At 39.9% G+C, this 26,389-nt stretch carries 24 protein-coding genes and 1 pseudogene; 17 read left to right on the top strand and 8 right to left on the bottom strand.

Annotation, left to right across the window (positions count from 1 at the left end; genetic code table 11):
- The first annotated feature begins 382 nt into the window (after window positions 1–382).
- Window positions 383–1,612 carry a septal ring lytic transglycosylase RlpA family protein gene (locus ANA_RS20345; protein ID WP_015083305.1) on the top strand — a complete coding sequence of 410 codons (1,230 nt, stop codon included), beginning with the start codon at window positions 383–385 and terminating at the stop codon, window positions 1,610–1,612.
- A 201-nt stretch (window positions 1,613–1,813) separates the two neighbouring features.
- Entirely contained in the window at window positions 1,814–2,899 is a 1,086-nt protein-coding gene (gene nagZ, locus ANA_RS20340; protein ID WP_015083304.1) for a beta-N-acetylhexosaminidase, read from the top strand.
- A 36-nt stretch (window positions 2,900–2,935) separates the two neighbouring features.
- On the opposite strand, the gene ANA_RS20335 is transcribed toward nagZ, so the two are convergent.
- From ANA_RS20335 to ANA_RS20325, 5 genes and pseudogenes are all read right to left on the bottom strand, one after another.
- Window positions 2,936–4,414 carry an ABC transporter permease subunit gene (locus ANA_RS20335; protein ID WP_015083303.1) on the bottom strand — a complete coding sequence of 493 codons (1,479 nt, stop codon included), beginning with the start codon at window positions 4,412–4,414 and terminating at the stop codon, window positions 2,936–2,938.
- A 126-nt stretch (window positions 4,415–4,540) separates the two neighbouring features.
- A pseudogene (locus tag ANA_RS27895) lies at window positions 4,541–4,730 on the bottom strand (hypothetical protein).
- Window positions 4,731–4,845: 115 nt separating this feature from the next.
- On the bottom strand, window positions 4,846–5,397 hold the full coding sequence (locus ANA_RS26745; protein ID WP_051155249.1) for a hypothetical protein: 552 nt from the start codon (window positions 5,395–5,397) through the stop codon (window positions 4,846–4,848).
- On the bottom strand, window positions 5,394–6,983 hold the full coding sequence (locus ANA_RS20330; RefSeq protein WP_051155248.1) for a hypothetical protein: 1,590 nt from the start codon (window positions 6,981–6,983) through the stop codon (window positions 5,394–5,396). Before ANA_RS20330 ends, ANA_RS26745 begins: the two co-directional genes overlap by 4 nt.
- Window positions 6,984–7,139: 156 nt before the next feature.
- The gene (locus ANA_RS20325; RefSeq protein ID WP_015083302.1) at window positions 7,140–8,189 is read right to left on the bottom strand and encodes an McrB family protein; all 1,050 of its coding nucleotides are present in this window, start codon (window positions 8,187–8,189) and stop codon (window positions 7,140–7,142) included.
- 154 nt (window positions 8,190–8,343) lie between these two features.
- Between ANA_RS20325 and ANA_RS20320 the strand changes: the two genes are divergently transcribed.
- From ANA_RS20320 to ANA_RS20280, 9 genes are all read left to right on the top strand, one after another.
- On the top strand, window positions 8,344–9,531 hold the full coding sequence (locus tag ANA_RS20320; protein WP_015083301.1) for a class I SAM-dependent methyltransferase: 1,188 nt from the start codon (window positions 8,344–8,346) through the stop codon (window positions 9,529–9,531).
- Window positions 9,532–9,725: 194 nt separating this feature from the next.
- Window positions 9,726–10,211, top strand: a complete 486-nt coding sequence (locus tag ANA_RS20315) for an ATP synthase subunit I (protein ID WP_015083300.1) — start codon at window positions 9,726–9,728, stop codon at window positions 10,209–10,211.
- Window positions 10,212–10,295: 84 nt separating this feature from the next.
- Window positions 10,296–11,051, top strand: coding sequence for a F0F1 ATP synthase subunit A (gene atpB / locus ANA_RS20310; RefSeq protein ID WP_015083299.1), 756 nt, complete (start codon window positions 10,296–10,298; stop codon window positions 11,049–11,051).
- 146 nt (window positions 11,052–11,197) lie between these two features.
- Window positions 11,198–11,443: an ATP synthase F0 subunit C gene (atpE, locus tag ANA_RS20305; RefSeq protein ID WP_015083298.1), complete on the top strand. Its 246-nt coding sequence runs from the start codon at window positions 11,198–11,200 to the stop codon at window positions 11,441–11,443.
- A gap of 186 nt (window positions 11,444–11,629) precedes the next feature.
- Complete coding sequence (locus ANA_RS20300; protein ID WP_015083297.1) at window positions 11,630–12,061, top strand: F0F1 ATP synthase subunit B'; 432 nt, start codon at window positions 11,630–11,632, stop codon at window positions 12,059–12,061.
- A 153-nt stretch (window positions 12,062–12,214) separates the two neighbouring features.
- Window positions 12,215–12,781, top strand: coding sequence for a F0F1 ATP synthase subunit B (locus ANA_RS20295; protein ID WP_015083296.1), 567 nt, complete (start codon window positions 12,215–12,217; stop codon window positions 12,779–12,781).
- Window positions 12,778–13,332 (top strand): ATP synthase F1 subunit delta, encoded by a 555-nt coding sequence (atpH, locus tag ANA_RS20290; protein WP_015083295.1) that lies wholly within the window; start codon window positions 12,778–12,780, stop codon window positions 13,330–13,332. Before ANA_RS20295 ends, atpH begins: the two co-directional genes overlap by 4 nt.
- 154 nt (window positions 13,333–13,486) lie before the next feature.
- Entirely contained in the window at window positions 13,487–15,007 is a 1,521-nt protein-coding gene (atpA, locus tag ANA_RS20285) for a F0F1 ATP synthase subunit alpha (RefSeq protein WP_015083294.1), read from the top strand.
- 103 nt (window positions 15,008–15,110) lie between these two features.
- A complete protein-coding gene (locus ANA_RS20280) occupies window positions 15,111–16,058 on the top strand; it encodes a F0F1 ATP synthase subunit gamma (protein WP_015083293.1) in 948 nt (315 codons plus the stop codon).
- A gap of 136 nt (window positions 16,059–16,194) precedes the next feature.
- On the opposite strand, the gene ANA_RS20275 is transcribed toward ANA_RS20280, so the two are convergent.
- The gene (locus ANA_RS20275) at window positions 16,195–17,205 is read right to left on the bottom strand and encodes an NAD-dependent epimerase (RefSeq protein ID WP_015083292.1); all 1,011 of its coding nucleotides are present in this window, start codon (window positions 17,203–17,205) and stop codon (window positions 16,195–16,197) included.
- Window positions 17,206–17,728: 523 nt separating this feature from the next.
- On the opposite strand from ANA_RS20275, the gene ANA_RS20270 reads away from it, so the two are divergent.
- The 4 genes from ANA_RS20270 (at window position 17,729) to ANA_RS20255 (ending at window position 23,031) form a co-directional block, all read left to right on the top strand.
- Window positions 17,729–21,121 (top strand): phycobilisome rod-core linker polypeptide, encoded by a 3,393-nt coding sequence (locus tag ANA_RS20270; RefSeq protein WP_015083291.1) that lies wholly within the window; start codon window positions 17,729–17,731, stop codon window positions 21,119–21,121.
- A gap of 449 nt (window positions 21,122–21,570) precedes the next feature.
- Entirely contained in the window at window positions 21,571–22,056 is a 486-nt protein-coding gene (apcA, locus tag ANA_RS20265) for an allophycocyanin subunit alpha (protein ID WP_015083288.1), read from the top strand.
- Between the two features lie 67 nt (window positions 22,057–22,123).
- Window positions 22,124–22,609: an allophycocyanin subunit beta gene (apcB, locus tag ANA_RS20260; RefSeq protein ID WP_015083287.1), complete on the top strand. Its 486-nt coding sequence runs from the start codon at window positions 22,124–22,126 to the stop codon at window positions 22,607–22,609.
- 215 nt (window positions 22,610–22,824) lie between these two features.
- Window positions 22,825–23,031: a phycobilisome linker polypeptide gene (locus ANA_RS20255; protein WP_015083286.1), complete on the top strand. Its 207-nt coding sequence runs from the start codon at window positions 22,825–22,827 to the stop codon at window positions 23,029–23,031.
- A gap of 454 nt (window positions 23,032–23,485) precedes the next feature.
- Here the strand turns inward: ANA_RS20255 and infC are convergent, their stop codons facing one another.
- Window positions 23,486–24,019 (bottom strand): translation initiation factor IF-3, encoded by a 534-nt coding sequence (gene infC, locus ANA_RS20250; RefSeq protein WP_015083285.1) that lies wholly within the window; start codon window positions 24,017–24,019, stop codon window positions 23,486–23,488.
- Between the two features lie 404 nt (window positions 24,020–24,423).
- Between infC and ANA_RS20245 the strand changes: the two genes are divergently transcribed.
- Together ANA_RS20245 and ANA_RS25015 are read left to right on the top strand one after the other, a co-directional pair.
- Window positions 24,424–25,359, top strand: a complete 936-nt coding sequence (locus ANA_RS20245) for an alpha/beta fold hydrolase (RefSeq protein WP_015083284.1) — start codon at window positions 24,424–24,426, stop codon at window positions 25,357–25,359.
- Complete coding sequence (locus ANA_RS25015) at window positions 25,328–25,495, top strand: hypothetical protein (RefSeq protein WP_235082130.1); 168 nt, start codon at window positions 25,328–25,330, stop codon at window positions 25,493–25,495. Before ANA_RS20245 ends, ANA_RS25015 begins: the two co-directional genes overlap by 32 nt.
- On the opposite strand, the gene ANA_RS20240 is transcribed toward ANA_RS25015, so the two are convergent.
- On the bottom strand, window positions 25,492–25,830 hold the full coding sequence (locus tag ANA_RS20240; protein ID WP_015083283.1) for a BON domain-containing protein: 339 nt from the start codon (window positions 25,828–25,830) through the stop codon (window positions 25,492–25,494). The genes ANA_RS25015 and ANA_RS20240 overlap by 4 nt on opposite strands.
- Window positions 25,831–26,389: the final 559 nt, after the last annotated feature.

Here is a 26,389-nt window from a genome sequence, read left to right as displayed (position 1 = left end):
TGAAGTCAAAAATATTTAGTGTAGTTTATGACTCATCATCAATCCGTGTATATTTTTGGGTAACTGCTTGTCACAAATACAAAACCTGATTTTTTTATTAAGTATTAATATGCAAGATGCCTATGTGACTTAGTAAAGTAAATGGCAGGATAAATCGCTATTCATAAGCAAAAGTAATGGAAATATTAGTAATACCTGAAAACTAGATTTAAAACTTTTATTTATTTCAATCTCTATTACGGTATATGATGATCCCAGAGGGTTTAATCATAATTAAGTCTGAAATCACATAGAAATTATGTAATTAAAAAAACTCTCTTTTTATTCAACCTGGGGATTATTTCTCTAGGAATTGTGCATCTATCTGGAGAATAAATAAACTATGATATCAACGGGAATAATATGGGCGACATCCTTCACAGGTGGTACTTTGGTGTTGACAGCAAATTTACCGCTGGGTTTAATAGCTGCATTTTCTCCAATCCAACTTCCAGCCAACTTAGTCAAGCCCCAGGCTCAATTTCTGACCATTTCTCAAGAATATAAAACTGCTTGGCAAAAAACCTTAATATCAAAAACCTCTTTGACATTGGATTGGATAAATAGACGATTATCATCATATCGAGATAGGTCTATGACTCTACCTTCAACAACCTTGAAGGCAAAAGAAACAAAATTTTGTGCCTCTGTGCCAGAAAATATACCTGCACAACCTCACTGGCAAAATTTTACTAACTTTCGACAGATAATATTTACTCAAGTTAGTGTTCCTAAACTAGATTTGTCACCAGCTACTGTTGTGCGATCGCTCGAAAGCTTCTTTAATATCATCAACAATCCAATTGAGCCAAATGGAAGTTATGATTACTCACCAGTATTGATTGTCAAGCGGAATTCATCCAGTTATGAAGTCTGGGTTAATAACAGCTTTGTTGCCCGACTACCTGATCAAATTACAGCTAATGCTTTACAAAACCGCTTACAGCAATTAGTAATATCACGTACTAAACAACCTACGCAATTACAACCAGGTTTAGTTGATAAAACTCCTTCTCTGATGATAGGTAATAGATTACTATTTGCAATAGATCGAAAAATCTCTGATGAACTTGGTCGCAGCGGTGATATTTTAGCAATAGAATGGACGAATAATTTACGAATAGCCCTCCATACTAAACCGCTAACACTGATACAAGGGCAAATGGAAATGTATGGATTACAGTCCTCAAATACAAAACTTTCTGGTATAGCTTCTTGGTATGGTGGCTATTTTCATGGTCGCTTAACCGCAAATGGTGAGATATATAATCAAGATGATTTCACTGTTGCCCATCGTAGCCTACCTTTTAATACCTTCTTAAAAGTAACAAATTTACAAAACAATAAATCCGTGATTGTGCGTGTAAATGATCGCGGTCCGTATATTGCACCAAGAAGCCTAGATTTGTCTCGAACTGCGGCTCGTTGTCTCGATAGTGAACATACTGGAGTCGTAGCTTATCAGGCTGTGGTTTTACAACAAAATGCGCCACAAATGACTTTGAAACCATCTCCACCAAAAACTGAAAATATGGCTAATGCTAAAAGTGAGTTATTAGTTTTTAACTTTTAGTAACCTGGAAGGATAAAGTAGAGAAAATGCGTTGCATAATGGCAGTATGAATTCTGTTTCACGCAAAGAGGCAAAGGAGCAAAGACGCAAAGGTAAGAGTTTTAATTGTGTAGCGTAAGCTATAAGTTCAATCAAGAGAATTTCATACCTGAATTTAGCAACACCAGAAAATACTTTATCCTTTACTTAAATCACCAAATTATGTCAATATCTCAATTATCACAAAGCTTTGGTAATCACCTAATTCTGGGTATTTCTGGGACAAGTTTAAATGATGACGATAAACGGGCGTTAAATGAATTAAAACCGATTGGTGTTATCTTTTTTGCTAAAAATTTTCTTGACGGTGTACCATATCCAGTCTGGTTAGAAAAGTTTAAAACCCTCATTGACGAAGTTCGCCAATATTCTGAACGCGACTCCATATTTACTACTTTAGATCATGAAGGTGGGCGAGTTGTGCGGACACCTTTACCAATTACTCGCTTTCCTTACGCTTATTTATTGCAATCTCATGCTTATGAAGTTGCAAAAGCCACAGCTTTAGAATTAAAATCTCTGGGAATTAATCTTTCTTGGTCTCCGGTTGCAGATATTTTCTCTAATCCCCAAAACCCAATTATTGGACTCCGTGCATTTGGAAATACACCGCAAACCGCTAGTGAAGGTGCGCGGGAATATTACCGAGGATTGCGGGAAGAGGGCATTTTAGGTTCTGCTAAACACTTTCCTGGCCATGGAGATACTAGCACTGATTCCCATTTGGAGTTACCAATATTAAATTTGAGTCGGGAAGATTTGCGAAACCGGGAATTGATTCCTTTTCAAACATTAATTCAGGACAAAATTCCGTTAATTATGACGGCGCATATTTTGTTTCCGCAAATTGATCCAGAAGTGCCAGCAACCTTATCTAAAATCATTTTAAATGATATTTTGCGGAAAGAGTTAGGTTTTGAAGGTGTGATAGTTTCCGATGATTTAGACATGAAAGCTGTCTCGGAAATTTTTATGCAATCGGGAACAGTTGCGCGGGCTTTTCATGCTGGTTGTGATTTGTTTATAGTTTCTCGTAATATCAATTCTTCTTCTTTGGAAAGAACATATAAAATAGCGGCAGATTTTTCTGATAGTTTGAATAATGGTAGTTTAGATGTAGCGGTGGTAGAAGCTGCGCGGGAGAGGGTGGAAAAGTTATTGCGGATAACTCCTCAATATCCGGTTTCGACTCTTGATAAGGAGACCTTGGTGAAGAATGCAGAATTAGCTATTAGTTGTTGTTTGTAGGGGGATTGAATAAAAATCAGGAGTGTGGGTGATAGCCTACTTACTCATTGGATTCATCCAAATTTCCAACCTGCTAAAAAGTTGGGAACAAATCAAAGTTAAACACAAATAAATTACAGCCACAGCCGCATAAACTTCAAAAGCGCGATAATTTTCCGAAACAATTAATTGTCCTTTTCTAAATAATTCCTCAAACCCAATTACAGCAACTAAACTAGTATCTTTCAATAAACTAATAAACTCATTACCTAAAGGTGGTATCATGCGGCGTAATGCTTGGGGAAAAATCACATAAGTCATAGTTTGCACAGAATTTAAACCGAGTGATTTGGCTGCTTCTGATTGTCCAATTTCAATAGATTGAATTCCTCCACGCACAATTTCCGCAATATAAGCTGCACTATTTAAACTTAACGCAATTACTCCAGCCGCAAGACGATTTAAAGTCAAAGTAAAACCCATCTCTTGAGAAATTGCTGGTAAGCCAAAGTAAATCATAAATATCTGTACTAATAACGGCGTTCCTCGGAAAAAATCTATATAAGCCCTGGCTAAAAAACGCAAAGGTTTAATATGAGAAAGCCGAATTATCCCAATTAGAGAACCGCTAGTTAAACCGCAGAAACCTGATATAAATGCTAATTGCAATGTTACCAAGACACCACTTAATAAAGTTGGTAAAGATTGCCAAAATACACTAAAAGAGTTTAATTTGGCTGTGTTTTTATTGATAAATGGTAATATTTCTGGCAATATTGGCGGTGTAGATTTAAACCATTTTTGGTAAATCTGTTGATAGTTGCCGTTTTTTAAAATCTTCGTTAAACCGTGATTAATCAAAGATAAATAAGGAGAGTTTTTAGCAGTTGCAATTCCATAAAATTCCTCAGTTAGTAATTGTTCTATAACTTTGATTCCTTGCAAATTACCTGTATTAATAGCATATAAAGTTACAGGTGCATCATTAATAACTGCATCTACATTGCCATTTTGTAATTCTTGGAGGGCTAATGGTGCAGAGTCAAAACTGCGAACTTCCCCCCCAGTCACACTTTTAGCTTTTTCTGCGCCAGTTGTGCCAATTTGAACAGCAATTTTTTTATTTTGGAGACTGTCAAAACCTGTAATATTTTGATTATCTGCACGAATAGCTATGGCCAAACCTGCTTTAAAATAGGGACGAGAAAAAGCCACTGTCTTCGCCCTCTCTGGGGTAATAGTAATCGAACTAATCGCCCCGTCTATGGTTTTAGCTTGTAGCGCGGGAATAATGCCATCAAAAGGTAAACTCTGAAATTCTACCCGAAAATTAGCAGCAGTCGCTATTGCTCTCATTAAATCAATTGAAAACCCTGCTAACTCTCCACCTTTACTTTGAAACTCAAAAGGCGGAAATGCTGGTTCAGTAGCTACTCGGAGAATGTAATTTCCGCGATAATTTCCACTACAACCAGCCAATAAACCACAAATTAAGAGAATCAGCACACACAACCGACTAAAATCAAATCTTACCATCTCCCCCTCGGTCGCATCATCTGCACTTAGAGTAGTTCATTCACAAGACTACAACGAAGCAATAGATTATATCAACTAAAAGAGAATAAAGAAAGTTAAGATATGTATCTTCTCTGTTGTAAATTTTTACAAAAATTCACGTAAGAACTCAAAGGGATGATCTTCCCAACAAGGTTCGGGTACTAACCAAACCAATTTGCTTTTAATTTCGTCTTCAATTTCATCGCTATCGTCTCTATCAAATAGTGAAGTTAAAAGTTAAAGCTTCCCAATCGCGTTCTCTTAAGGAGTTCAAAGAGCAATGAGTTGTGTAAATGCGGGATAAGTTAAAGCATTTTCAAAATTGGTAACTGGTTCTGCTGTTTGCATCAAGCAATTTTATATTAAAATTGCCAGTAAATTATGAAAAGTATATTGCCAAGTTAATATATTCAGTATAAGTGAGGTATTTCTTTTACCACATCTAATATTTCCTGAATTGTGAAATAAATATAGTAAAATACTGGTTCTCCATTAATTTCTATAGTACCGTATTTTCGATGTGGACGGCCTTGCACGTCTTTATCGGAAAAATCGTTAGGCTTAGGATCATAACCACGATAATCTTTCCGAAAACTTACCAACTTAATTGGAGTGCATTCTTCATCAAAAGTGATACTCCATTTTATTTTTAATTTTAATTTACCATCAGAATCTCGTTCTAAGTCATGAAAGAAGTTTTTATAAAAATAGTTTATTTCAATTCTTTTGGAATCTTGAAAATCTTTTTCTGTAATAAGTTTTGAATACGGTAATTGAGTTCTATTAATAACAGCAGGATTGATTTTTTCGATTTTCTTGAAAAATTTATCCGCTTGCCAAATTATGTAATTTTCTACAGCCTTCTTTTGCTTCTGGTTAGCAAAAGATATAAAAGGAATATAAAGACTCTCAAAGGCTGTATCTGTAGATCGGATTCCAATTATATCTGACTCAAAATTCATAGATTATCTTCTAAATAAATATTTTGTATTAAAGAGAAATTTGCCCTAAAAATTACTATACCATTTAGGTTTAGTTTTTGTTCCAATTCACCTAATGGATTAGATGGTTCTACATTATAGTAATAAGGAATAAAAAACTCACTTGCAGAAACCTCGTGTGTTTGCTGGAGAGCATATTCGTATGTAAGTTGCTTGATGATATCTAAATGATATTTGTTCGCTGATTTTGGAGCTAGTTTTTTATTTTTATAAAACTTTAATGGTACATCTTTATAATCAATTATTTTGATGAAATTACCCTCTATAACATTATTGTCAATTTTTTTAGTATTCGATTCTATAATTAAATCAGGACGGATAAAACGACGTAATGCTTGACTTCTATTTCGTTTTTCAAACTTATTATACTTGGGTTGTTGGTAAACTAATGTTCCATCATTTAAATCAAATTCAATGCAAAACAGTTCATCCCATTGAAATTTTTCGGCTACTTTTCCTGAAGATTTAGAAATATTGGAATTTGTGCAGTAAACCCATTGATTCCAACGTGCAGATCCACCATTAGCTTTGCGGTTTCCAACTCGATGTTTATCTTCCTCTTCTCTTTGTGGGTTATCATAATCTTTCAGAGGTATATCTGTGTCCGCATAGCAAATTTCGTTGCGGTGTTTCTTAAAGAAATAGCTATGACACATATCCTCCCAAATTAGAGAAAACCCATATATTCCCCAAAATTCACCATCACCTTTCTCAGGATTTAGATCACCGTAAAGGAATGTTTCAATAGCTTCATAAATTCCCCAATAATCAGTATCTTTGTAATAGGTATTCTTATCTATATTATCTAGTGATTCTTTAAGAACATTAATAGTCTCCTCAAAAGTATCCTGGTCAAAAATAGACTGGTTACTAGTTAAATAATCCTCCTTGAAGCCTTGAGCAAGAAAATGAATTTCTTGACTTCGGGCTTTAATATTATCTGGTACATCACCATTTAACTGCTCAACAATCTCATCGAGAATATAACAATACAGATTTACAATATCGGTGCTTTGATAGCGTATCGTCAAACAAGGTAGATCCATCATCTCAACATAAATTACATCATTATTTATATTTAGATCATCTTTTAAATAGATAGCACGATCTAGATATTTATGAAGTTGAGAATAGTCGATATCTTCACTACGTCTAACTTTCTTTTGGATGGAGTTGATTGCTAAGTCATCGTAAGCTTCTAGAACTCGCTCAATCATTTTAATCTTACTGTAGAGTACACAAATATCTCCTTCCTCTGTTTGTATCTTGACTCCACCAGATGAAATAGTCGTCTGATCCTGTTCTCGCTGAAAGTCAGGTTGATTTATGTTGAATCGGTTGGAGTCTAAATTATCGCGTTCAAACTTGCGAAAGGTGCGATACATCTTAAAAAATAAATCTCGTACTGCGTTGAAGTCACCCTCTGGAAAATTCTCAAAGCCATTTGGTAGACAAAACTCGAAATTATCTCCAACTTTAGATTTACGAATACCAATAAAAAAATCCTTAGAACCTTTAACTAGATTAAAACTGGAAAAATCAAACATAGAAATTAAAAATGTAGGCTAATATTTCGACTTTACAGCACTTCCCGGTGTTATGAGGTACATATCTAGCGAGCGAGATGCCCGCACTACAAGAGTTTCATGATTCAACTTTGTACCTCATAAGAGCGGAAACCGCTGTATATACGAATAGTGCAGTTAGTTCTTGAAATTGATTATATTTTTAACAAAAGTATTATGTAGTTTAGTGAAATCTCCAAAAGTTACCAGGTCATCTTTTTTTACTTTTAGAAGTTCTAATAGTGGCTTTTTATCACGATTAAAAACGCTGTCCCATAAGAAAAACATTAGTTTATTCTGTATTTGTTCAGCAGTAACTGAATCTTTGATGAAGTAATACCCAATTTGTTTGTCTTCAATTCCCCTAATTGAGTCATGGTATTTTTTGATGAAGGTGTTAAGTTTTGTAATAAGATTTCTCCATTCTTGTTCGTTTAAAACTCCATCTTTTCCATAGGTAGCCTTAAGAGGCTTGCTATGATCCCAGTTTACAAACTCCCAATCCCAACGACGCTTAAAGGCACTGTCCATGAAATAAATCGAATTATCAGAAGTGTTCATAGTCGCCAGAATAGAAAGATTAGGTGGAATTTTAATGCTTCTGTTTACCAAATCAAAATTTAAAAATTCAATTTTCTTTTGTAATGTTTCTAATTTAGCTACTTCTTCATAAGGTTGTAGCTTATAACTATTGATATTTCCTCTTTCATCATAACCAAATTTAGTTCCTACCAATTCTAATAGCTTGAAAAATTCGATAGTAGTTATATTAATTCCATAACTTGACCAACCATCTTTATCTCTATCTAAAAGTTGAAAAACAGTACCAAATATCGCGGAAGAATTACCCCGATTTATTTCATCAATAACAAGAGCAACATTTTTGGGTTGGTTGATTTGTTTACCTTCTTTATCGTAGGCATCTTTTATATTTTTATAAGCTTGAGATAGGGCTTTTAGAAAATGTCCTTCATAATAGTTGTACTCTACTTTACCAGACTTGGTAATTGGCACTAACTTACCCATGAAATCCCCATAAGTATATTCTGGATGAAAAACTGTCTTAATGATGTTTTCTGGATTTTCTTTACCTATATCTAAATCATTAGGGATAATCTCGGTAACAATTCTGTAACTTTTGCCAGTTCCAGGGCTACCGAAGATAATTTTTTGAATGGGTTGATTCATGATTGCGGACACCTGATAAGCAACTATTAAAACTCAATGCAAACATTATACATTAATACTTGGTATGTCAACTAGCTATATGTAAGCTGTAAAACTTTTTTACTCTCATCACCCCCTATCCGGTAAACTCAGAAATGCTGCGTTATTCCTAATCATGTCTGACTCCCAAGTAAGTGCTGCTGTTGCGAAACTCTACGATACCTATCCATTCCCTCCCGAACCCATCCTCGACGAACCACCACCAGGTTACAATTGGCGTTGGAATTGGTTAGCTGCTTATAGCTTCTGCACAGGTAGAAAACCGCAAAGGCAAGATATCCGCATTTTAGATGCTGGTTGTGGTTCAGGAGTCGGAACAGAATATTTAGTACATCTCAACCCGCAAGCGCAGGTAGTCGGAATAGATTTAAGTGCTGGTACATTAGAAGTAGCAAAAAAACGTTGTCAAAGTTCCGGTGCTGACCGTGTAGAATTTCATCACCTGAGTATTTATGATGTGGAACAAATACCAGGAGAATTTGATTTAATTAATTGCGTTGGTGTGCTTCATCATTTACCAGATCCCATTCGGGGTATTGAAGCATTAGCGAAAAAACTCGCCCCCGGTGGAATAATGCACATTTTTGTGTATGGAGAATTGGGAAGATGGGAAATACAACTCATGCAAAAAGCGATCGCTCTCCTCCAAGGTAACAAAAAAGGCGACTATCGTGATGGTGTCCAAGTCGGACGAAAAATATTTGCCTCATTACCAGAAAACAACCGCATTGTCAAGCGAGAAAAAGAAAGATGGGCAATGGAAAACCAGCGAGATGAATGTTTCGCTGATATGTACGTCCATCCTCAAGAAACTGATTACAATATTGATACATTATTTACATTAATAGACGCTGCTGGTTTAGACTTTGTGGGGTTCTCAAATCCTGGTTTTTGGCAATTGGAAAAGCTTCTAGAAAAAGCACCAGAGCTAATTGAACGAGCCGAAGAATTAACAGAACGTCAACGTTATCGTCTCGTAGAATTACTGAATCCCGAAGTTACCCATTACGAATTTTTCCTCAGTCGTCCTCCCCTCACCAAAACCGATTGGTCAGCAGATAACACATTACTAGCAGCTATTCCTGAACTTAACCCTTGCATAGATGGGTTTCCCAGTCAATGCTTATTTAACTATGATTATCAAATTATTAACTTAACAACAGCAGAATTTGAATTTATGCAAAAATGTGGTAACAATGCCACAGTGGCTGAAATTTTAGCCCAAGTCGAGCTAGACTTAAACGGAGTAAGACATCTCCTCAAACAACAACTACTCTTACTAACCCCCGGCGAGAGGGTGTAAAGTGCAGGGAGCAAAGGAGTCCGGGGAGAAATTCCTTCATCTGATTCTTGACTTCTGACTCCTGACTTCTGACTTCTGACTCCTGACTTCTGACTCCTGACTCCTGACTCCTGACTCCTGACTCCTCAAAAAATAAGTTAATTGTTTTTTTCTAAAGTAGTGTTACCGGATCGTGATATGATTCAACTGACTGAATGTACAGTCATCTCATATTAGCTGTACTGGTTTCAAGTCTCGTGAGCTTGTCAGAAGAATCAATTGCACCGACTCAGACAACACAACAAGATGAGAAATCTGGTTTTGCTCAAACAGAACCAGTAACCTCTTCCATGCAAGAGTTCTATCAACTCTATCAGAAGTTGCTAGTCATCACACTTGTGTTGACGGGGATTATTTTTATCTCTGTGTGGATTTTTTATTCCTTAAACATAGCCCTAAATTATTTGATTGGGGCGTGTACAGGTGTGGTTTACTTAAAAATGCTGGCTAACGATGTCGAGAGACTTGGTGGTGAAAAACAAAGTTTGAGTAAAAATCGTTTTGCTCTGATCATGATACCGATTATATTGGCGAGTCAATGGCATCAGCTACATATTCTGCCTATATTCTTGGGGTTTCTCACCTACAAAGCTACCCTCCTCATCTATATGGTGCAAACTGCATTCATTCCTGAAGCTTAAAGTTGTAGAGGTAAAGCACAATGCTAAACCACTACAGACAATCCTCCAATCCTCGATTTTTGGGGAAAACCTTGAAGAACGCCCATGCTTAGTGTATTAAACGCTTTTAACGCTTTTCCCCTCGCCGAATTAGAAGTAGGTCATCACTTCTTGTGGCAACTGGGCAGTCTCAAAATACATGGGCAAGTATTTCTCACCTCATGGTTTGTGATTGCTATCCTAGTAATAGCATCACTAGCTGCCACCAGAAACGTCCAAAAAATTCCTAGCGGCATCCAAAATTTGATGGAATATGCCCTAGAATTTATTCGGGATCTAGCGAAAAACCAACTCGGAGAGAAAGAGTATCGCCCCTGGGTACCATTTATTGGTACGCTATTCTTGTTTATCTTCGTATCAAATTGGTCAGGAGCATTAATTCCCTGGAAGCTAATCCACTTGCCTTCTGGTGAACTAGCCGCCCCTACCAACGACATCAATACAACCGTCGCATTGGCATTGCTAACCTCCTTGGCGTATTTCTACGCTGGATTTCGCAAAAGAGGTTTAGGCTACTTTAAGAAATATATTGAGCCAACACCAATTCTGTTGCCAATTGCCATTCTCGAAGATTTTACCAAGCCCCTCTCCCTAAGCTTCCGGTTATTTGGAAATATATTAGCGGATGAATTAGTAGTCGCGGTATTGGTATTGCTCGTGCCTCTCTTTGTGCCTTTGCCAGTAATGGCTTTGGGTTTATTTACTAGTGCCATTCAAGCCCTAGTATTTGCTACCCTAGCCGGGGCATATATTCATGAAGCCCTAGAGGGACACGGCGAAGAAGGACATGAGGAGCATTAACGCCCTCAGTTGATCGCCCAGTTAAAACGAGCAAATTCGCTCAAAACATCGCTACAGCGATTTGAGAACCTAGTACAGTGTGAAAAACACATATCTAGTTGTTACGTACATTTGTAATTTTTGTAGTTAAAGCAAGGAAAATCGTCATGGATCCAATCGTACAAGCTGCTTCAGTTCTAGCTGCTGCCCTCGCTATCGGTTTAGCTGCAATTGGACCTGGTATTGGTCAAGGTAATGCAGCCGGTCAAGCAGTAGAAGGTATTGCTCGTCAGCCCGAAGCAGAAGGCAAAATTCGCGGCACACTACTTTTAACATTAGCCTTCATGGAATCCTTGACAATTTACGGTTTGGTAATTGCCTTGGTATTGCTATTCGCTAACCCTTTTGCCTAAGACCGAAAAAGTTTTGTTAGTGTAGAGACGTGAAAGATGTCACAGACAGCGAAAAGCTGGACATCTGCACGCCTCTACAAACTGGCAACTTATCGCTCATTAGTCAGAACGGGATTCGTAAAATTATCAAAGGCTGGATCATCTTACTAGCCAAGAAAATTAGTATTCCAGCCAAAGAGGAGAGAAATGTTTGATTTCGATGCTACCTTGCCATTAATGGCATTGCAATTCCTGTTGTTGGCAGCTTTGTTGAATGCAATTTTCTACAAGCCTATGACCAAGGTATTGGATGATCGGGATAATTATGTCCGTACCAATAACCTTGATGCTCGTGAACGCTTGGCTAAAGCTGAAGCATTAGCTAAAGAGTATGAGCAGCAACTATCATCTGCGCGTAAGCAATCTCAATTGACTGTAGAAGCTGCCCAGAATGAAGCTAAGAAAATTACAGCACAAAAAATAGCTGAAGCTCAACAGGAAGCCCAAGCTCAACGCGAACAAGCTGCTAGAGAAATAGAGCAGCAAAAGCAAGCAGCTATGGCAACCCTAGAAGCACAAGTTGATGCCCTCAGCAACCAGATTCTAGAAAAACTATTAGGACCTGCTTTGGTGAAATAGTTCTAACTATATCACCAAGTTGGTGCTACGAAAGCATAAACACATCAGGGCTTATGCCCGAAAATGTGGCGAAATTTAAGTGTCCAAAACATTGGCACTTTTTTCCCTGTCGGGAAAAATCAACGAATTACCAAGCGAGCAGCGCACTTGTAGATGGCTAACATGGGCAATATTTTATTACTTGCCGCAGAAGCTGTTAACTCTGAAATGGCAGAAGGCGCAGCAGAAGGCGGTTTCGGTCTAAACCTAGACATCCTGGAAACCAATCTAATTAACTTAGTAATTCTGATTGGCATACTATTCTACTTTGGACGCAAAGTTTTAACCAATATCTTGAATGAAAGACGCTCCGGTATTGAAAGCGTTATTCAAGATGCAGAAGGACGCTTGCGGGAAGCACAAACTGCTTTGGCAAAAGCCCAAGGGCAGTTAACCCAAGCACAGCAAGAAGCACAGAGAATTACTCAAGTAGCTGAACAAAATGCTCAAGCAGCTAAAGAAGCTATTTTAGTTAAAGCGAATCTGGATGTAGCCCGTTTAAAAGAAACCGCAGCATCTGATTTGAATGCAGAACTAGAAAAAGCTATCTCCCAACTTCGACAAAAAGTAGTTGCACAAGCACTGCAAAAAGTTGAAGGACAACTCAAGGGTGGTATTAGCGCAGATGCTCAACAAATTCTAATTGATCGTAGCATCGCACAACTGGGAGGCGAGATATGAAAAGTGATGCAGCAACCGCTGAAGTATCTCAGCCTTATGCACAGGCACTGTTATCCATTGCTCAATCTCAAAACTTAACAGAAGAGGTTGGGGGAGACGCACGGACTTTCTTGAGCTTATTAACAGGGAGTCAAGAACTCACAAGCTTTTTGAGCAATCCCTTTGTCAAGCCAGAGAACAAGAAAAATGTCCTCAAACAATTACTTGGTGAAGGTGTAAACCTCTGCCTCCGTAACTTTTTACTGCTGTTAGTTGACAGAAGACGGATTGCTTTCTTAGAACCAATTTTACAGCAGTATTTAGTGCTATTACGCCAACTAAATCAAACTGTATTAGCTGAAATTACTTCTGCGGTTCCGTTGACCCAAACCCAACTGCAAGCAATTACAGAAAAGGTAATTACTCTGACCAAAGCTCGTCAAGTGGAATTAGCCACAAAAATAGACAGCGATTTAATTGGTGGTGTAATTATCAAAGTTGGTTCTCAAGTAATTGACGCTAGTTTGCGTGGACAAATACGTCGTCTTTCTTTGCGTTTAAGCAGTAACTAAAAAGTTCTGATAAATGTCAGTAGTCATTAGTTAATGGTCAATAGTCAATAGCTAATAAAAAACAACTGACAACTGACCGTTCGGCTGACGCTCACGGCGAAGCAACTGACAACTGACAACTGACAACTAACAACTAACAACTGACAACTGACAAATGAGTATTTCCATTAGACCTGACGAAATCAGCAGTATCATCCAACAACAAATCGAGCAATATGACCAAGAGGTTAAAGTTGCTAACGTTGGAACAGTGCTACAAGTTGGTGACGGTATTGCCCGGATTTATGGCTTGGAAAAAGCTATGGCTGGGGAACTCCTAGAATTTGAAGATGGCACAATTGGTATCGCCCAAAACTTAGAAGAAGATAACGTCGGTGCGGTACTGATGGGCGAAGGTCGGAGTATTCAAGAAGGTAGCTCTGTAACCGCTACTGGTAGAATTGCCCAAGTAGGCGTAGGTGACGCTCTCATTGGTCGCGTTGTTGATGCTTTGGGTCGTCCTATTGATGGTAAAGGTGATCCAAAAACAACCGAAACTCGGTTAATTGAATCTCCTGCCCCTGGGATTATTGCCCGTCGGTCTGTACATGAACCGATGCAAACAGGGATTACCGCTATTGACTCCATGATTCCCGTCGGCCGTGGTCAACGGGAATTAATCATTGGAGATCGTCAAACTGGTAAAACTGCGATCGCTATTGACACCATCATCAACCAAAAAGGTGAAGATGTAGTTTGCGTTTACGTAGCTATCGGTCAAAAAGCTTCCACCGTTGCTAACGTAGTTCAAACCTTACAAGAAAAAGGCGCGATGGACTACACAGTAGTTGTTGCGGCTAACGCCAGTGACCCAGCTACCCTCCAATTCCTCGCACCCTACACAGGCGCTAGTATTGCTGAGTATTTCATGTACAAAGGCAAAGCGACCTTAATCATCTATGATGACCTTTCCAAGCAAGCACAGGCTTATCGCCAAATGTCCTTGCTCCTCCGTCGTCCACCCGGTCGGGAAGCCTATCCTGGAGACGTATTCTACATTCACTCTCGCTTGTTGGAACGTGCTGCTAAACTCAGCGATGAATTAGGTAAAGGCAGTATGACTGCTCTACCTATCATTGAAACCCAAGCTGGTGACGTATCTGCATACATTCCTACCAACGTAATTTCCATTACCGACGGTCAGATTTTCTTGTCTTCTGACTTGTTTAACTCTGGTATCCGTCCCGCTGTAAACCCCGGTATCTCTGTATCCCGTGTAGGTTCTGCGGCGCAAACCAAGGCAATGAAAAAAGTTGCTGGTAAAATCAAACTAGAATTGGCTCAGTTTGACGACTTACAAGCTTTCGCACAATTCGCTTCTGATTTAGACAAAGCCACTCAAGACCAGTTGGCGCGTGGTGTCCGTTTACGGGAACTCTTAAAACAGCCCCAAAACGATCCTCTCTCCGTAGCTGAACAAGTAGCGGTTCTTTACGCTGGTATTAACGGTTACTTAGATGACATTGCAGTTAATCAAGTAACTAGCTTTGCCCTAGGTCTACGTGGCTACTTGAAGAATGTTAACACTGCATACTTCCAAGGCGTACAAGGTAGCAAAGCTCTAGGTGATGCAGAAGAAGCAGCTTTGAAAGCCGCTCTTACCGAATTCAAAAAGACCTTCCAAGCAGCAGCGTAACAGGTAACAGGTAATAGGTAGTGGGTAATAGGTAATAGCAATAACTTTTACCCAATTACCAATTACCAATTACCAATTACCAATTACCAATGACCTAAAAATTATGGCTAATCTCAAATCAATACGCGATCGCATTCAGTCGGTCAAAAACACCAAAAAAATCACAGAAGCCATGCGGCTTGTAGCAGCGGCGAGAGTCCGTCGCGCTCAAGAACAGGTAATTGCTACCCGTCCCTTTGCAGACCGTTTGGCGCAAGTATTATTTGGCTTGCAAACCAGATTGCGGTTTGAAGATGTCAACCTCCCCCTACTGAAAAAACGCGAAGTTAAAACAGTCGGTTTGTTGGTAATTTCCGGCGACCGGGGTTTGTGTGGTGGTTACAACTCTAACGTGATCCGCCGGGCTGAAAATCGGGCCAAGGAACTCAAAGCTGAAGGTGTAAACTATACTTATGTATTGGTTGGCCGCAAAGCTACTCAATACTTTCAACGCCGGAATCAGCCTATTGATGCCACCTACAGCGGTTTAGAACAACTTCCTACCGCCGCAGAAGCTACAAATATTGCTGATGAACTACTTTCTCTCTTCCTTTCGGAAAAAGTAGACCGGATTGAGCTAGTTTATACAAAATTTGTCTCCCTGGTTAGTTCTCGTCCCGTAGTCCAAACCCTTCTCCCTTTGGATACCCAAGGTTTAGAAGCAGCGGATGACGAAGTTTTCCGTTTAACTACCCGTGGTGGTCAATTCCAAGTGGAACGGGAAAAGGTAGCTAGTACAGTTACCGCTTTACCTAGTGACATGATTTTTGAACAAGATCCAGTGCAAATTCTGGATTCTTTGTTGCCATTATATCTGAGCAATCAGCTATTACGGTCATTACAAGAATCAGCAGCTAGTGAACTGGCCGCACGGATGACAGCGATGAGTAACGCCAGCGAAAACGCCGGTGAATTGATTAAAACTCTATCTTTGTCTTACAACAAAGCCCGTCAAGCCGCAATTACCCAGGAACTTCTGGAAGTTGTCGGTGGTGCGGAAGCGCTTACTTAACTTGGTGATTGGTGATTGAAGCCATAAAATAAACTATGGCCAATCATCAATTACTAATTTTTAACCAAGGAAAATGATATTTGTCCATCTTCAAGACGGAATTTATAGAAAAGCTAAAGAGTCAATATTTTTGCATTTAAACTTGGTAATATGACCGATACCATACAACAAATCGCTCAATACCCACTTCAATCGAAGTATTGGGTTTAAAACCAATATCTTGCACCAAATCATCAACATCAGCATAAGTTACAGGTAAATCACCAGGTTGTATTGGTAGCAGATTCTTTTTGGCTTTCATACCCAAGTAATTTTCTAGGGTTTCGATGAAGTTCATTAATTCAATCGGCTGATTATTGCCGATATTGTAATTTTTATATGGTGCATAACTTGTCGCGGGGTCAGGTGCATTTCCCGACCAATTGGGATTCGATTCAGCAACTTGATCAATAACGCGAATTACACCTTCAACAATGTCATCAATATAAGTAAAATCGCGTTTCATTTTACCATAATTAAAAACATCAATTGGTTGTCCTGCCAAAATTGCTTTAGTGAAGAGAAACAATGCCATATCAGGACGACCCCAGGGACCGTAAACTGTAAAAAAGCGCAATCCTGACGCTGGCAAGCCATACAAACTACTATAAGTATGTGCCATTAATTCGTTGGCTTTTTTGCTGGCTGCGTATAAACTAACGGGATGATCTACATTGTCGTGAACGGAGAAAGGAATTTTTGTATTTGCACCGTAAACTGAACTGGAAGAAGCAAATACTAAATGTTGTACATTTGTATGCCGGCAACCTTCTAGAATATTGACAAATCCTACCAAATTACTATCTACATAGGCGTGGGGATTTTTTAATGAATAGCGCACTCCTGGTTGTGCAGCCAAATTTACAACTTTATCAAAGTTTGATTCAATGAATAATTTGGGGATACTTTCTCTGTCTGCTAAATCTAATAAATGGAAGCTAAAACCTGGTTTTTCTAAAAGTTGTTTTAGTCGATCTTTTTTTAAAGTTACATCGTAATAATCATTGAGATTATCCAAACCAATAACTTCATCGCCCCTTTCTAGTAAGTGTTTACTGAGGTGAAAACCAATAAAACCAGCCGCACCTGTAACTAAAATTTTCGTCATAATTTCACCACTGTAATATATATGGAGATTTACATTCTCCGTTTCTGCGTAAATTTTGTAACTTGTTAAGATAAACAATAATACTTAATAAATAATGTTGTATTTAATACTCATTTAATTTATATTACGTAATTTACTTCTGATATCAATCACCGAAATAGAGAATATAGCGGTTTACCAACCCGTTACTAATATAGCATTCTCATTTTTGCCTCCCGTCTGTCCCCTGGTTTTATGAATAAGTTTAAGAATCATCAGAGTACAGAATGTAGGATAAAATCTATATTCATCCCAGAAAATGGAAGTATGTATCTTCTTGAATATCAAATTTAGATTACAGATTCGACATACTTCTTAATAAACCAACAGTGTAAACGCAAAACGTTCTAATCTGAAAATCGACCGAGTTAATTTACTGGGTTTTAGAGGCGTAACATTCATAAATACGCAAAAATGTCAAGCCTTAAAATAAATAACCCAGGCTGAACAGATAAACAATTATGATAGGAGTCTTAAAAATCCCATGAGTGTTAAGGCAAGCGGTGGAAGCTCAGTTGCGCGTCCGCAACTATATCAAACCTTACCTGTCGCCACCATTTCCCAAGCGGAACAACAAGACCGCTTTTTGGGAAGAGGTGAACTAAGTGAACTTGGCAGTTATTTTACCTCCGGGGCAAAGCGGTTAGAAATTGCCAAAATTTTGACAGACAATTCCGAAATCATCGTTTCTCGTGCGGCTAACCGGATTTTCATTGGTGGTTCACCAATGGCTTTCTTAGAAAAGCCCCAAGAGAAAGAATTGGCAATGGTTGGCGCTGGTGCTAATGTCCAAGAGGGCATGAAACTAGGAACAGTCACCTACGTTGAAAGTAGTGGTGGTTTCTTTGAAAACCTCCGTTCTATCTTCAATACTTCTGCTGGTGGACCAACACCTCCAGGCTTTAGACCTATTAACGTCGCTCGTTATGGGCCTAGCAACATGGCCAAAAGCTTACGTGACTTGTCTTGGTTCTTGCGCTATGCCACCTACGCCATTGTCGCTGGCGACCCCAACATCATCTCTGTAAATACCAGAGGTTTGCGGGAAATTATTGAAAATGCCTGTTCTGGAGAAGCAACCATCGTCGCTTTACAAGAAATCAAAGCAGCGTCCCTGTCTTATTTCCGTAAAGATGCCGCAGCCACAGAAATTGTGACTGAGTACATGAATGTGTTGCTGACAGAATTTAAAGCACCAACACCTTCTACTAAAGTTCGTCAACGTCCTTCCGGTGACCAACAAGGGTTACAACTGCCACAAATTTACGCTGTGGCCGCAGAACGTCGTCCCAAGTACGCCATGAAGCCCGGCTTGTCTTCTAGCGAAAAGACAGAAATCATTAAAGCGGCTTACCGTCAAGTATTCGAGCGCGATATTACCCGTGCTTATAGCTTGTCTATTTCTGACTTAGAATCGAAAGTCAAAAACTGCGAAATCTCCATGCGGGAGTTTATTCGCCGTTTAGCTAAATCTCCCCTTTACCAAAAACAGTTTTATCAGCCTTTTATTAACAGCCGGGTGATTGAATTGGCTTTCCGTCACATTTTAGGACGGGGACCAAGTAGCCGTGAGGAAGTGCAAAAATATTTTGCCATTGTTTCCCTCAAAGGTTTGGCAGGTTTAGTTGATGCTTTGGTAGATTCTACCGAATACAGCGATTACTTTGGTGAAGAAACAGTTCCCTACATTCGGGGTCTGGGTCAAGAAGCCCAAGAATGTCGTAACTGGGGACAACAGCAAGACCTGTTTAAATACAGTGCGCCTTTCCGTAAAGTTCCTCAGTTCATTACAACTTTTGCTGCTTACGAACAACCATTACCTGACCAACATCCCTACGGTTCTGGTAATGACCCCTTGGAAATTCAATTTGGGGCGATTTTCCCGAAAGCAACCCGCAACCCCAGCAGCAGCCCTGCACCGTTTAGTAAGGATACTCGTCGGATCTTGATTCACCAAGGGCCTGGTATCAATAACCAACTCAGCAATCCTAATGCTCGGAGTGTAGCTCCTGGGACTTTGGGCGCGAAGGTGTTCAAGTTAGACCAGTTACCTGGAACTATTGGCAGAAAAGCTCCTAAGGGTGTAAGTGTCAAGTTCTCGGAAAGTTCTACCCAAGCGGTAATTAAGGCTACTTATCTACAAGTTTTTGGTCGTGATGTTTACGAAGGTCAACGGCTGAAAGTTGCGGAAATTAAGCTGGAAAACGGCGATATCACCGTCCGCGAGTTTGTGCGGATGTTGGCGAAGTCGGATTTATTCCGGAAGATGTACTGGACTTCTCTCTATGTCTGTAAAGCCATTGAGTACATTCACCGTCGCTTGTTAGGTCGTCCTACCTACGGTCGGGAAGAGAACAACAAGTATTTTGACATTGCTGCTAAGAAGGGCTTTTATGCGGTCGTTGATGCCATTCTGGACAGTGACGAATACAGCCAAGCATTTAATGAAGATACAGTTCCTTACGAACGCTATCTAACTCCTGCGGGTGTGTCTTTACGTCAATTACGTGTGGGAACTATCCGCGAAGATTTGGCGAATGTTGAGAAACAGGAAACACCTCGCTTTGTGGAATTGGGTACAGTCACAGAAATGCGGACTGAACCAGATATTGAGTTCCGCATTAACCAAGGTGTTACTAAGCAACGTGAGCAAACCAAGGTCTTTAAACTGACAGCAGTTAAAAATGACAAGGTTGCGGCGGAAACTGTGATTAGCGGCGCTTATCGGCAGATTTTCGAGCGCGATATTGCTCCTTACATCTCTAAGAACGAGTTCACGGTTCTAGAAAGTAAGTTGGTGAATGGTGAAATCAGCGTTAAGGAATTTATTCAAGGTTTGGGTTACTCTAGCCTGTACCTGAAGGAGTTCTACACACCTTACCCCAATACAAAGGTAATTGAGTTGGGTACTAAGCATTTCTTGGGTCGCGCTCCTATTGACCAAGCAGAAATTCGTAAATACAACCAAATTCTCGCTACTCAAGGGATTCGGGCTTTTATTAGCGCGATGGTTGAAAGTGCTGAATATGGTCAAGTGTTTGGTGAAGATACTGTTCCTTTCCGTCGCTTCCCCACTTTACCTGCGGCTAATTTCCCCAATACCGAGAAGCTTTACAACCAGCTAACCAAGCAAAATGATGATTTGGTTGTTCCTAGTTTTGAAACTGTGAAGCCCCGGATTAAAACTGAGAATACGCCAATTCTCGCCAAGGCGATCGCTGATTTGGCAGCCCAAGCCAAGAAAATGGACAAGACTAAACCCTTGTTTATTGAATTGGGTCGTTCTTTCAATGATGGTCGTGGTCAATCTGTAGAAGTTGGTGTTGGTACAAGCCGTCGCAAACCAGCCCGGATTTACCGTGCTACCACTGGGACAAATTCCCCCGAAACCAATCAGGTCATTAATGCTATCTACTGTCAGGTAATGGACGTATTTAGCGGTCAAGTACCTGCTTATTTCCGCCGTTCTGACTTGGATAGCAAATTGCGTAACGGTGAAATTACCGTGCGTGAGTTTGTTCTCGAACTAGCCAGTTCCGAAATCTATCGCAAACGTTTCTACGCGCCTTATCCCAACACCAAGGTAATTGAATTCCTCTTCCGTCACCTCTTGGGACGCGCACCAGCTACCCAAGGCGAAATCCGTCAATATAACAAATTATTGGCTGATAGCGGTTTAAGGGCTGCTGTAGAGGCAATTGTCAACAGTCCTGAGTATGCTCGTTACTTTGGTGAAGACGTTGTTCCCTACAAACGCTATCCATCTTTACCAGCAGGTAACTACTTGGGTAGTGTTCAAGCTGAAGCTGACTTGGTGAAACAATCTTGGTCTAGCTTGTCTCCTTCTGTTCTCACAGGTGGTCTTCCTAATAGATAGGTGACAGGTGACAGGTGACAGGTGACAGGTGACAGGTGACAGTAGAAGAAGAAATGGAGCAGGGAGCAAGGGGGAAAATTCGTCTCCTCTGCACCCTGCACCCCGCCCCCCTGCCTCTTTTGCCTGTTCCCTGTTCCCTGTTCCCTGTTCCCTGTTCCCTGTTCCCTGTTCCCTGTTCCCTGTTCCCTGTTCCCTGTTCCCTGCTCTCTGTTCCCTGAGAATGAGCAAATCTGAAAATAAGTGTTACAAAATATTAAGAGCAGTAATAAATGCTCAACATAATACTGGACAATATTTTGCGGGAGGTAATTGAGTTTTCCACCTGGTTTACACCAAATCCAGTCAATCTGGCTAGAAATGTAAATCAAGATGTAAATTCAGTACCAACCATATAAATTCGTACCAGTTTAATCAAATTCTGGTTCCATTAGTTTTGGAGGAATCCATTAATGAGTATCGTCACGAAAGCTATCGTGAATGCTGATGCAGAAGCTCGCTACCTCAGCCCCGGTGAATTAGACAGAATCAAAGGTTTTGTTGCTGGTGGCGCACAACGTCTTCGCATCGCTCAAGTATTGACCGAAAACCGCGAACGCATTGTTAAAGGTGCTGGCGACCAACTGTTCCAAAAACGTCCTGATGTTGTTTCCCCCGGTGGTAACGCTTACGGTCAAGAAATGACAGCTACTTGCTTGCGTGACTTAGACTACTACTTGCGTCTTGTTACCTACGGAATCGTTTCTGGTGATGTTACAGCCATCGAAGAAATCGGTATCGTTGGTGTCCGCGAAATGTACAAATCTTTGGGTACTCCCATTGATGCAGTTGCTGGTGGCGTTGCCGCTATGAAGAACGTTGCTGCTACCTTGTTGTCTGCTGAAGACTCCGGTGAAGCTGGTTCTTACTTCGACTACGTTGTTGGTGCAATGCAGTAAGTTTTAGCTGTTTTTTGGCTCAAACTAAAACTGTGGCAATAAGGTTGGAAATAAGGAAAAAACAACAATGCAAGACGCAATTACCTCCGTTATCAATTCTTCAGATGTTCAAGGTAAATACCTTGATACCGCTGCTCTCGAAAAGCTAAAAGGCTACTTCGCTACTGGTGAACTGCGCGTTCGTGCAGCTACAACCATCAGTGCTAATGCTGCTGCGATCGTTAAAGAAGCTGTAGCTAAATCCTTGTTGTACTCTGACATCACCCGTCCCGGTGGTAATATGTACACCACACGCCGTTACGCAGCTTGTATCCGTGACTTGGATTACTACTTGCGTTATTCTACCTACGCTATGCTTGCTGGCGACGCTTCCATTTTGGATGAGCGCGTATTGAATGGTTTGAAAGAAACCTACAACTCCTTGGGAGTACCCGTAGGCGCTACTGTTCAAGCTATCCAAGCTATGAAGGAAGTAACCGCTAGTTTGGTTGGTCCTGACGCTGGTAAAGAAATGGGCGTTTACTTTGACTATGTCTCCTCTGGCTTGAGCTAAGAGTTAGCTTTGCACTTAGTCATATAGGTGCGGCTTTGTTAAGGTCTGGAGATCAATCATGATTGCTAGAAGGTTCTCTTGCTGATTGATTGTAAGTGTTATCAGTCTAGTATTGATGGTTGATTTCCAGCCTTGGAAAAAATAATTAAAGATTTTGACTCAAGATATTTGAGATAAAAAAGTTTCTAAAACAATATCAGGAGATTTGAAACAAAATGGCTCGTTTATTTAAAGTAACTGCTTGTGTTCCCAGCCTAACTCGGACTCGCACCCAACGCGAATTACAAAATACTTACTTTACTAAGTTAGTTCCTTATGAAAATTGGTTTCGTGAACAACAACGGATTCAAAAAATGGGTGGCAAGATTGTTAAAGTGGAATTAGCAACTGGTAAACAAGGTACTAATACTGGTTTGTCTTAATTTCTATAAATCAAACATTATTTTATTTTGATTTTATCAGGGGTCAGTAATGACCTCTTTTTTATGTTGAGAATTTCATATCAGAGAATGTCAAAGAGCGGATTTCTTCATCAATTCCTGAACTTGAGCCGCTACCAGAGGATTTGGATCTGTTTTTAATGTTTTTCATTACTATCCGGCATTTTTTCCCGTTCCACAATTCCGTGTTCTATCAGCCGCTGGAGTTTTTCCTGTGGTGGACGGCGATCTAAAATATGCAATAACATAGCAAAAGTCCTGAACAACTGAGTATTATTTTTCCCACTCAGCCTTCAGGACTATCATTTTAGAATAAATTGACATAAATCTAATTATGGTTGAATGCTGAGGGAATGGGAAAAATTTCCCTGGGGTCAATTTTAGATCCTATTATTCACTAATTCATACAGCACTCATTACCAGGTTGTTGACAAGATTATTTTTTGGGTGAAATCAGCATCATCATATTCCGCCCTTCTTTCTTAGGTGCTTGCTGAAGTTCACCAAAAGGCTCTAAATCCGTAGCCATCCGTTTAAGCAGCGTTTCTGCCAAGTCACTGTGTTGAATTTCCCGACCTCGGAACATCACAGTAGCCTTAACTTTATCGCCATCTTTGAGGAAGCGTTCAGCTTGCTTAACGCGCACATTATAGTCATGTTCTTCTATTTTGTAGCGCATTTTCACTTCTTTCACATCAGCCGTGTGCTGCTTCTTCCGGGCTTCCCGCGCCTTCTTCTCCTGCTCAAACTTATATTTCCCATAGTCCATTATTCGACACACTGGCGGATCAGCCTTGTCACTAATTAGCACTAGGTCTAATTCCTTTTCCTCTGCTAATTGTATCGCTTCCTGCGGAGTTATAATTCCCAGTTGTGCGCCATCAGTGTCAATCACCCGAATTTTCGGGAAGCGAATCCGTTCGTTAATTTGGGGCAGATCGCGAGTTCTTTTTTTCTCAATCACAGGCATTATGATTAGTGGCAGCTCTATTAGTTAAGATTTTGGACTGGTCTTCAATTTAGTTAGTTTAGTTTGATATGCCATTGAAGGCAAAATACAACAGTAACTCAGAATTGGAAAATGAATATCCCTCTCTAGTGTAGCAAATTTATAAGGGAAGTTTAATCAAGTGATTGACTGTATAGTCTGACTCTGAGTTGATTCCACTGCATTATTTAACGTAAATTACATGATATTTGACACTAATAACTATTGTTACAATTTTCTTCTGAGATACATAGAGGTATGATATCTAGAAGATGTTTCCATGATAGCAAAATTAGGTATACATTGAAGCTAACCAAATATAATGTAACATATTAAGAAAGAACGCACAAAATTAATAGTTTCCAACTAATCACTAAGAGATAACTGTGACTACCGTAACACATTGGCAGCAAAGAGTTGGTAATCAAAGGGATTGGGTGTGGCGTGGTTGGCAAACCCGTTATACTTATATTCGTCCTCCCCATGATTATGCAAAAACAACACCTTTAATTTTACTTCATGGTTTCGGCGCGTCCATTGGTCATTGGCGACATAATTTAGAGGTTTTGGGTAAATCTCATCCGGTTTACGCCTTAGACATGATTGGTTTTGGGGCTTCGGAAAAGGCTGCAACTAGCTACAATGTGGAACTGTGGGTAGAGCAGGTTTACGATTTTTGGAAAACCTTTATTCGTCAACCAGTGGTTTTAGTGGGTAATTCCATCGGTTCACTAATTTCTATAGTCGCAGCCGCTAACCATCCTGATATGGTAAAGGGGATAGTGATGATGAGTTTACCTGATCCTAATTTGGAACAGGAGATGATCCCGACTGCTTTACAACCTCTTGTTAGCGGGATTAAAAGTATATTGACTTCCAGATTAATACTAAAACCGATATTTTATTTTGTGCGTCGTCCTGGTGTGCTGCGTCCTTGGACTAGTTTTGCTTATGCCAATCCTGAAGCTGTTACTGATGAACTTATAGATATTTTAGCAGGACCGCCCCAGGATAGGGGATCTGCCCGTGCCTTTAGAGCCTTGTTTAAAGCGACAACGGGGGTTAATTTTAGTCCTAGTGTCAAGAAGATTTTACCAAACTTAACAATTCCTATGCTGTTAATTTGGGGGAAAAAAGACCGATTTGTGCCACCAAAACTAGCAAATCAATTTGTTGGCTACAATGAAAAATTGCAATTGCTATATTTGGAAGATGTCGGTCATTGTCCCCAGGATGAATCACCAGAACAAGTTAATCAGGCGATTTTAGATTGGATTGGTAATTCGTCAGTTGTTAGTAGGGGCGAAGCATTTGGAAGATAAATTATCGGTCATTGCCAAAAATAGTTCTCCAAATGCTTCGCCCGTACAGTTGTCAGTTGTCAGTTGCAAAAAATATATTTCTCTCCCCTGCTCCTTGCTTCTTCTTTTGACTAAAAAATTATTCAGTAAATTTTAATTAGTATTAACTTGCGTTGTATCAACATCTGTAGTGCCATCAACGGTGTGAGCTACAGCAATTAGTTGATTAAGAATATCTTGGGTGGGAACTTGACCTTTTAGTACCACAGTGCTACCTGTTTGAGCAACCCAAATAGTGTCAATATCATCAAGGTCAGGATCTTGATCAAATGCTAATGCTACGCGCTTGGCTAAACCACTTTGGTCATATTCTCCATTTAATCCCATGCGTTCTGGCTCTGTTGTTTGTGTATTAACATCATCGCTAGAAGTTCGATTAACTTGGCCGCTTTCCGATTGCTCTAAGCCAAACATTCTTTGTAACCAACCCATAAATACTTTGTTCCTGTCAATTTTCACTGCTGATGACAATATATGGCTTTAATTTCAAGGCTGCATCTATCTTTGAAAATAGATAACTTTTCCACAGGAACGGAATGATTGTAATTATTAAGTATAAAATAAAAATTCAGACCGACAATGCAGCGTAGTCGAAACTCGCTTTGCAGTCGTCAGTAACCCAGCCCTAAAGGGACTGAGCTTGCAAGAGTAATCAGGCAAGCTGTGCTGACCAGACCACCTTGAGCTTAGTCTCATGGTAGCCGTTATTTAAGTCACGACACCCCGGAATGCGTAGCCCCTTCGGGGTTCAGCAGTCGCTCATGGGGGAAACCCCCAAGACCGCGCTGCTTCACTAGTTCCCTGCTCTGTCACTTGCAATTAAACAGTTTTAAGGTCACTGAAACAGTGTTGCAAGTCTAAAAAGCTTTTATAACTGGTCGTTCGCGCAGCGTGCCGGAGGCATCTAGCTAACATTACCCCAGAAATGGGAGGCTCTTTGGAGCAAAACATTATGCGTACAGAGTTAGAGAATTTGAATCGGTAATTGTCC

The organism is Anabaena sp. 90, assembly GCF_000312705.1.
Classification (GTDB): domain Bacteria; phylum Cyanobacteriota; class Cyanobacteriia; order Cyanobacteriales; family Nostocaceae; genus Dolichospermum; species Dolichospermum lemmermannii.
Note: the sequence above shows the minus strand (reverse complement) of the source record. Positions and strands in the feature narration are given on the sequence as shown.

Excerpts from the sequence above, each read along its gene's own strand:
- ANA_RS20320 (WP_015083301.1), top strand. The coding sequence starts at position 8,344 with ATGTCTGACTCCCAAGTAAGTGCTGCTGTTGCGAAACTCTACGATACC.
- ANA_RS20275 (WP_015083292.1), bottom strand. The coding sequence starts at position 17,205 with ATGACGAAAATTTTAGTTACAGGTGCGGCTGGTTTTATTGGTTTTCAC.
- atpH (WP_015083295.1), top strand. The coding sequence starts at position 12,778 with ATGAAAAGTGATGCAGCAACCGCTGAAGTATCTCAGCCTTATGCACAG.
- ANA_RS26745 (WP_051155249.1), bottom strand. The coding sequence starts at position 5,397 with ATGAATTTTGAGTCAGATATAATTGGAATCCGATCTACAGATACAGCC.
- ANA_RS20345 (WP_015083305.1), top strand. The coding sequence starts at position 383 with ATGATATCAACGGGAATAATATGGGCGACATCCTTCACAGGTGGTACT.
- ANA_RS20270 (WP_015083291.1), top strand. The coding sequence starts at position 17,729 with ATGAGTGTTAAGGCAAGCGGTGGAAGCTCAGTTGCGCGTCCGCAACTA.
- apcA (WP_015083288.1), top strand. The coding sequence starts at position 21,571 with ATGAGTATCGTCACGAAAGCTATCGTGAATGCTGATGCAGAAGCTCGC.
- ANA_RS20240 (WP_015083283.1), bottom strand. The coding sequence starts at position 25,830 with ATGGGTTGGTTACAAAGAATGTTTGGCTTAGAGCAATCGGAAAGCGGC.
- ANA_RS20315 (WP_015083300.1), top strand. The coding sequence starts at position 9,726 with ATGTACAGTCATCTCATATTAGCTGTACTGGTTTCAAGTCTCGTGAGC.
- apcB (WP_015083287.1), top strand. The coding sequence starts at position 22,124 with ATGCAAGACGCAATTACCTCCGTTATCAATTCTTCAGATGTTCAAGGT.
- infC (WP_015083285.1), bottom strand. The coding sequence starts at position 24,019 with ATGCCTGTGATTGAGAAAAAAAGAACTCGCGATCTGCCCCAAATTAAC.
- ANA_RS20300 (WP_015083297.1), top strand. The coding sequence starts at position 11,630 with ATGTTTGATTTCGATGCTACCTTGCCATTAATGGCATTGCAATTCCTG.
- ANA_RS20295 (WP_015083296.1), top strand. The coding sequence starts at position 12,215 with ATGGCTAACATGGGCAATATTTTATTACTTGCCGCAGAAGCTGTTAAC.
- atpE (WP_015083298.1), top strand. The coding sequence starts at position 11,198 with ATGGATCCAATCGTACAAGCTGCTTCAGTTCTAGCTGCTGCCCTCGCT.
- ANA_RS20325 (WP_015083302.1), bottom strand. The coding sequence starts at position 8,189 with ATGAATCAACCCATTCAAAAAATTATCTTCGGTAGCCCTGGAACTGGC.
- nagZ (WP_015083304.1), top strand. The coding sequence starts at position 1,814 with ATGTCAATATCTCAATTATCACAAAGCTTTGGTAATCACCTAATTCTG.
- ANA_RS20255 (WP_015083286.1), top strand. The coding sequence starts at position 22,825 with ATGGCTCGTTTATTTAAAGTAACTGCTTGTGTTCCCAGCCTAACTCGG.
- atpA (WP_015083294.1), top strand. The coding sequence starts at position 13,487 with ATGAGTATTTCCATTAGACCTGACGAAATCAGCAGTATCATCCAACAA.
- ANA_RS20330 (WP_051155248.1), bottom strand. The coding sequence starts at position 6,983 with ATGTTTGATTTTTCCAGTTTTAATCTAGTTAAAGGTTCTAAGGATTTT.
- ANA_RS20280 (WP_015083293.1), top strand. The coding sequence starts at position 15,111 with ATGGCTAATCTCAAATCAATACGCGATCGCATTCAGTCGGTCAAAAAC.
- ANA_RS20335 (WP_015083303.1), bottom strand. The coding sequence starts at position 4,414 with ATGGTAAGATTTGATTTTAGTCGGTTGTGTGTGCTGATTCTCTTAATT.
- atpB (WP_015083299.1), top strand. The coding sequence starts at position 10,296 with ATGCTTAGTGTATTAAACGCTTTTAACGCTTTTCCCCTCGCCGAATTA.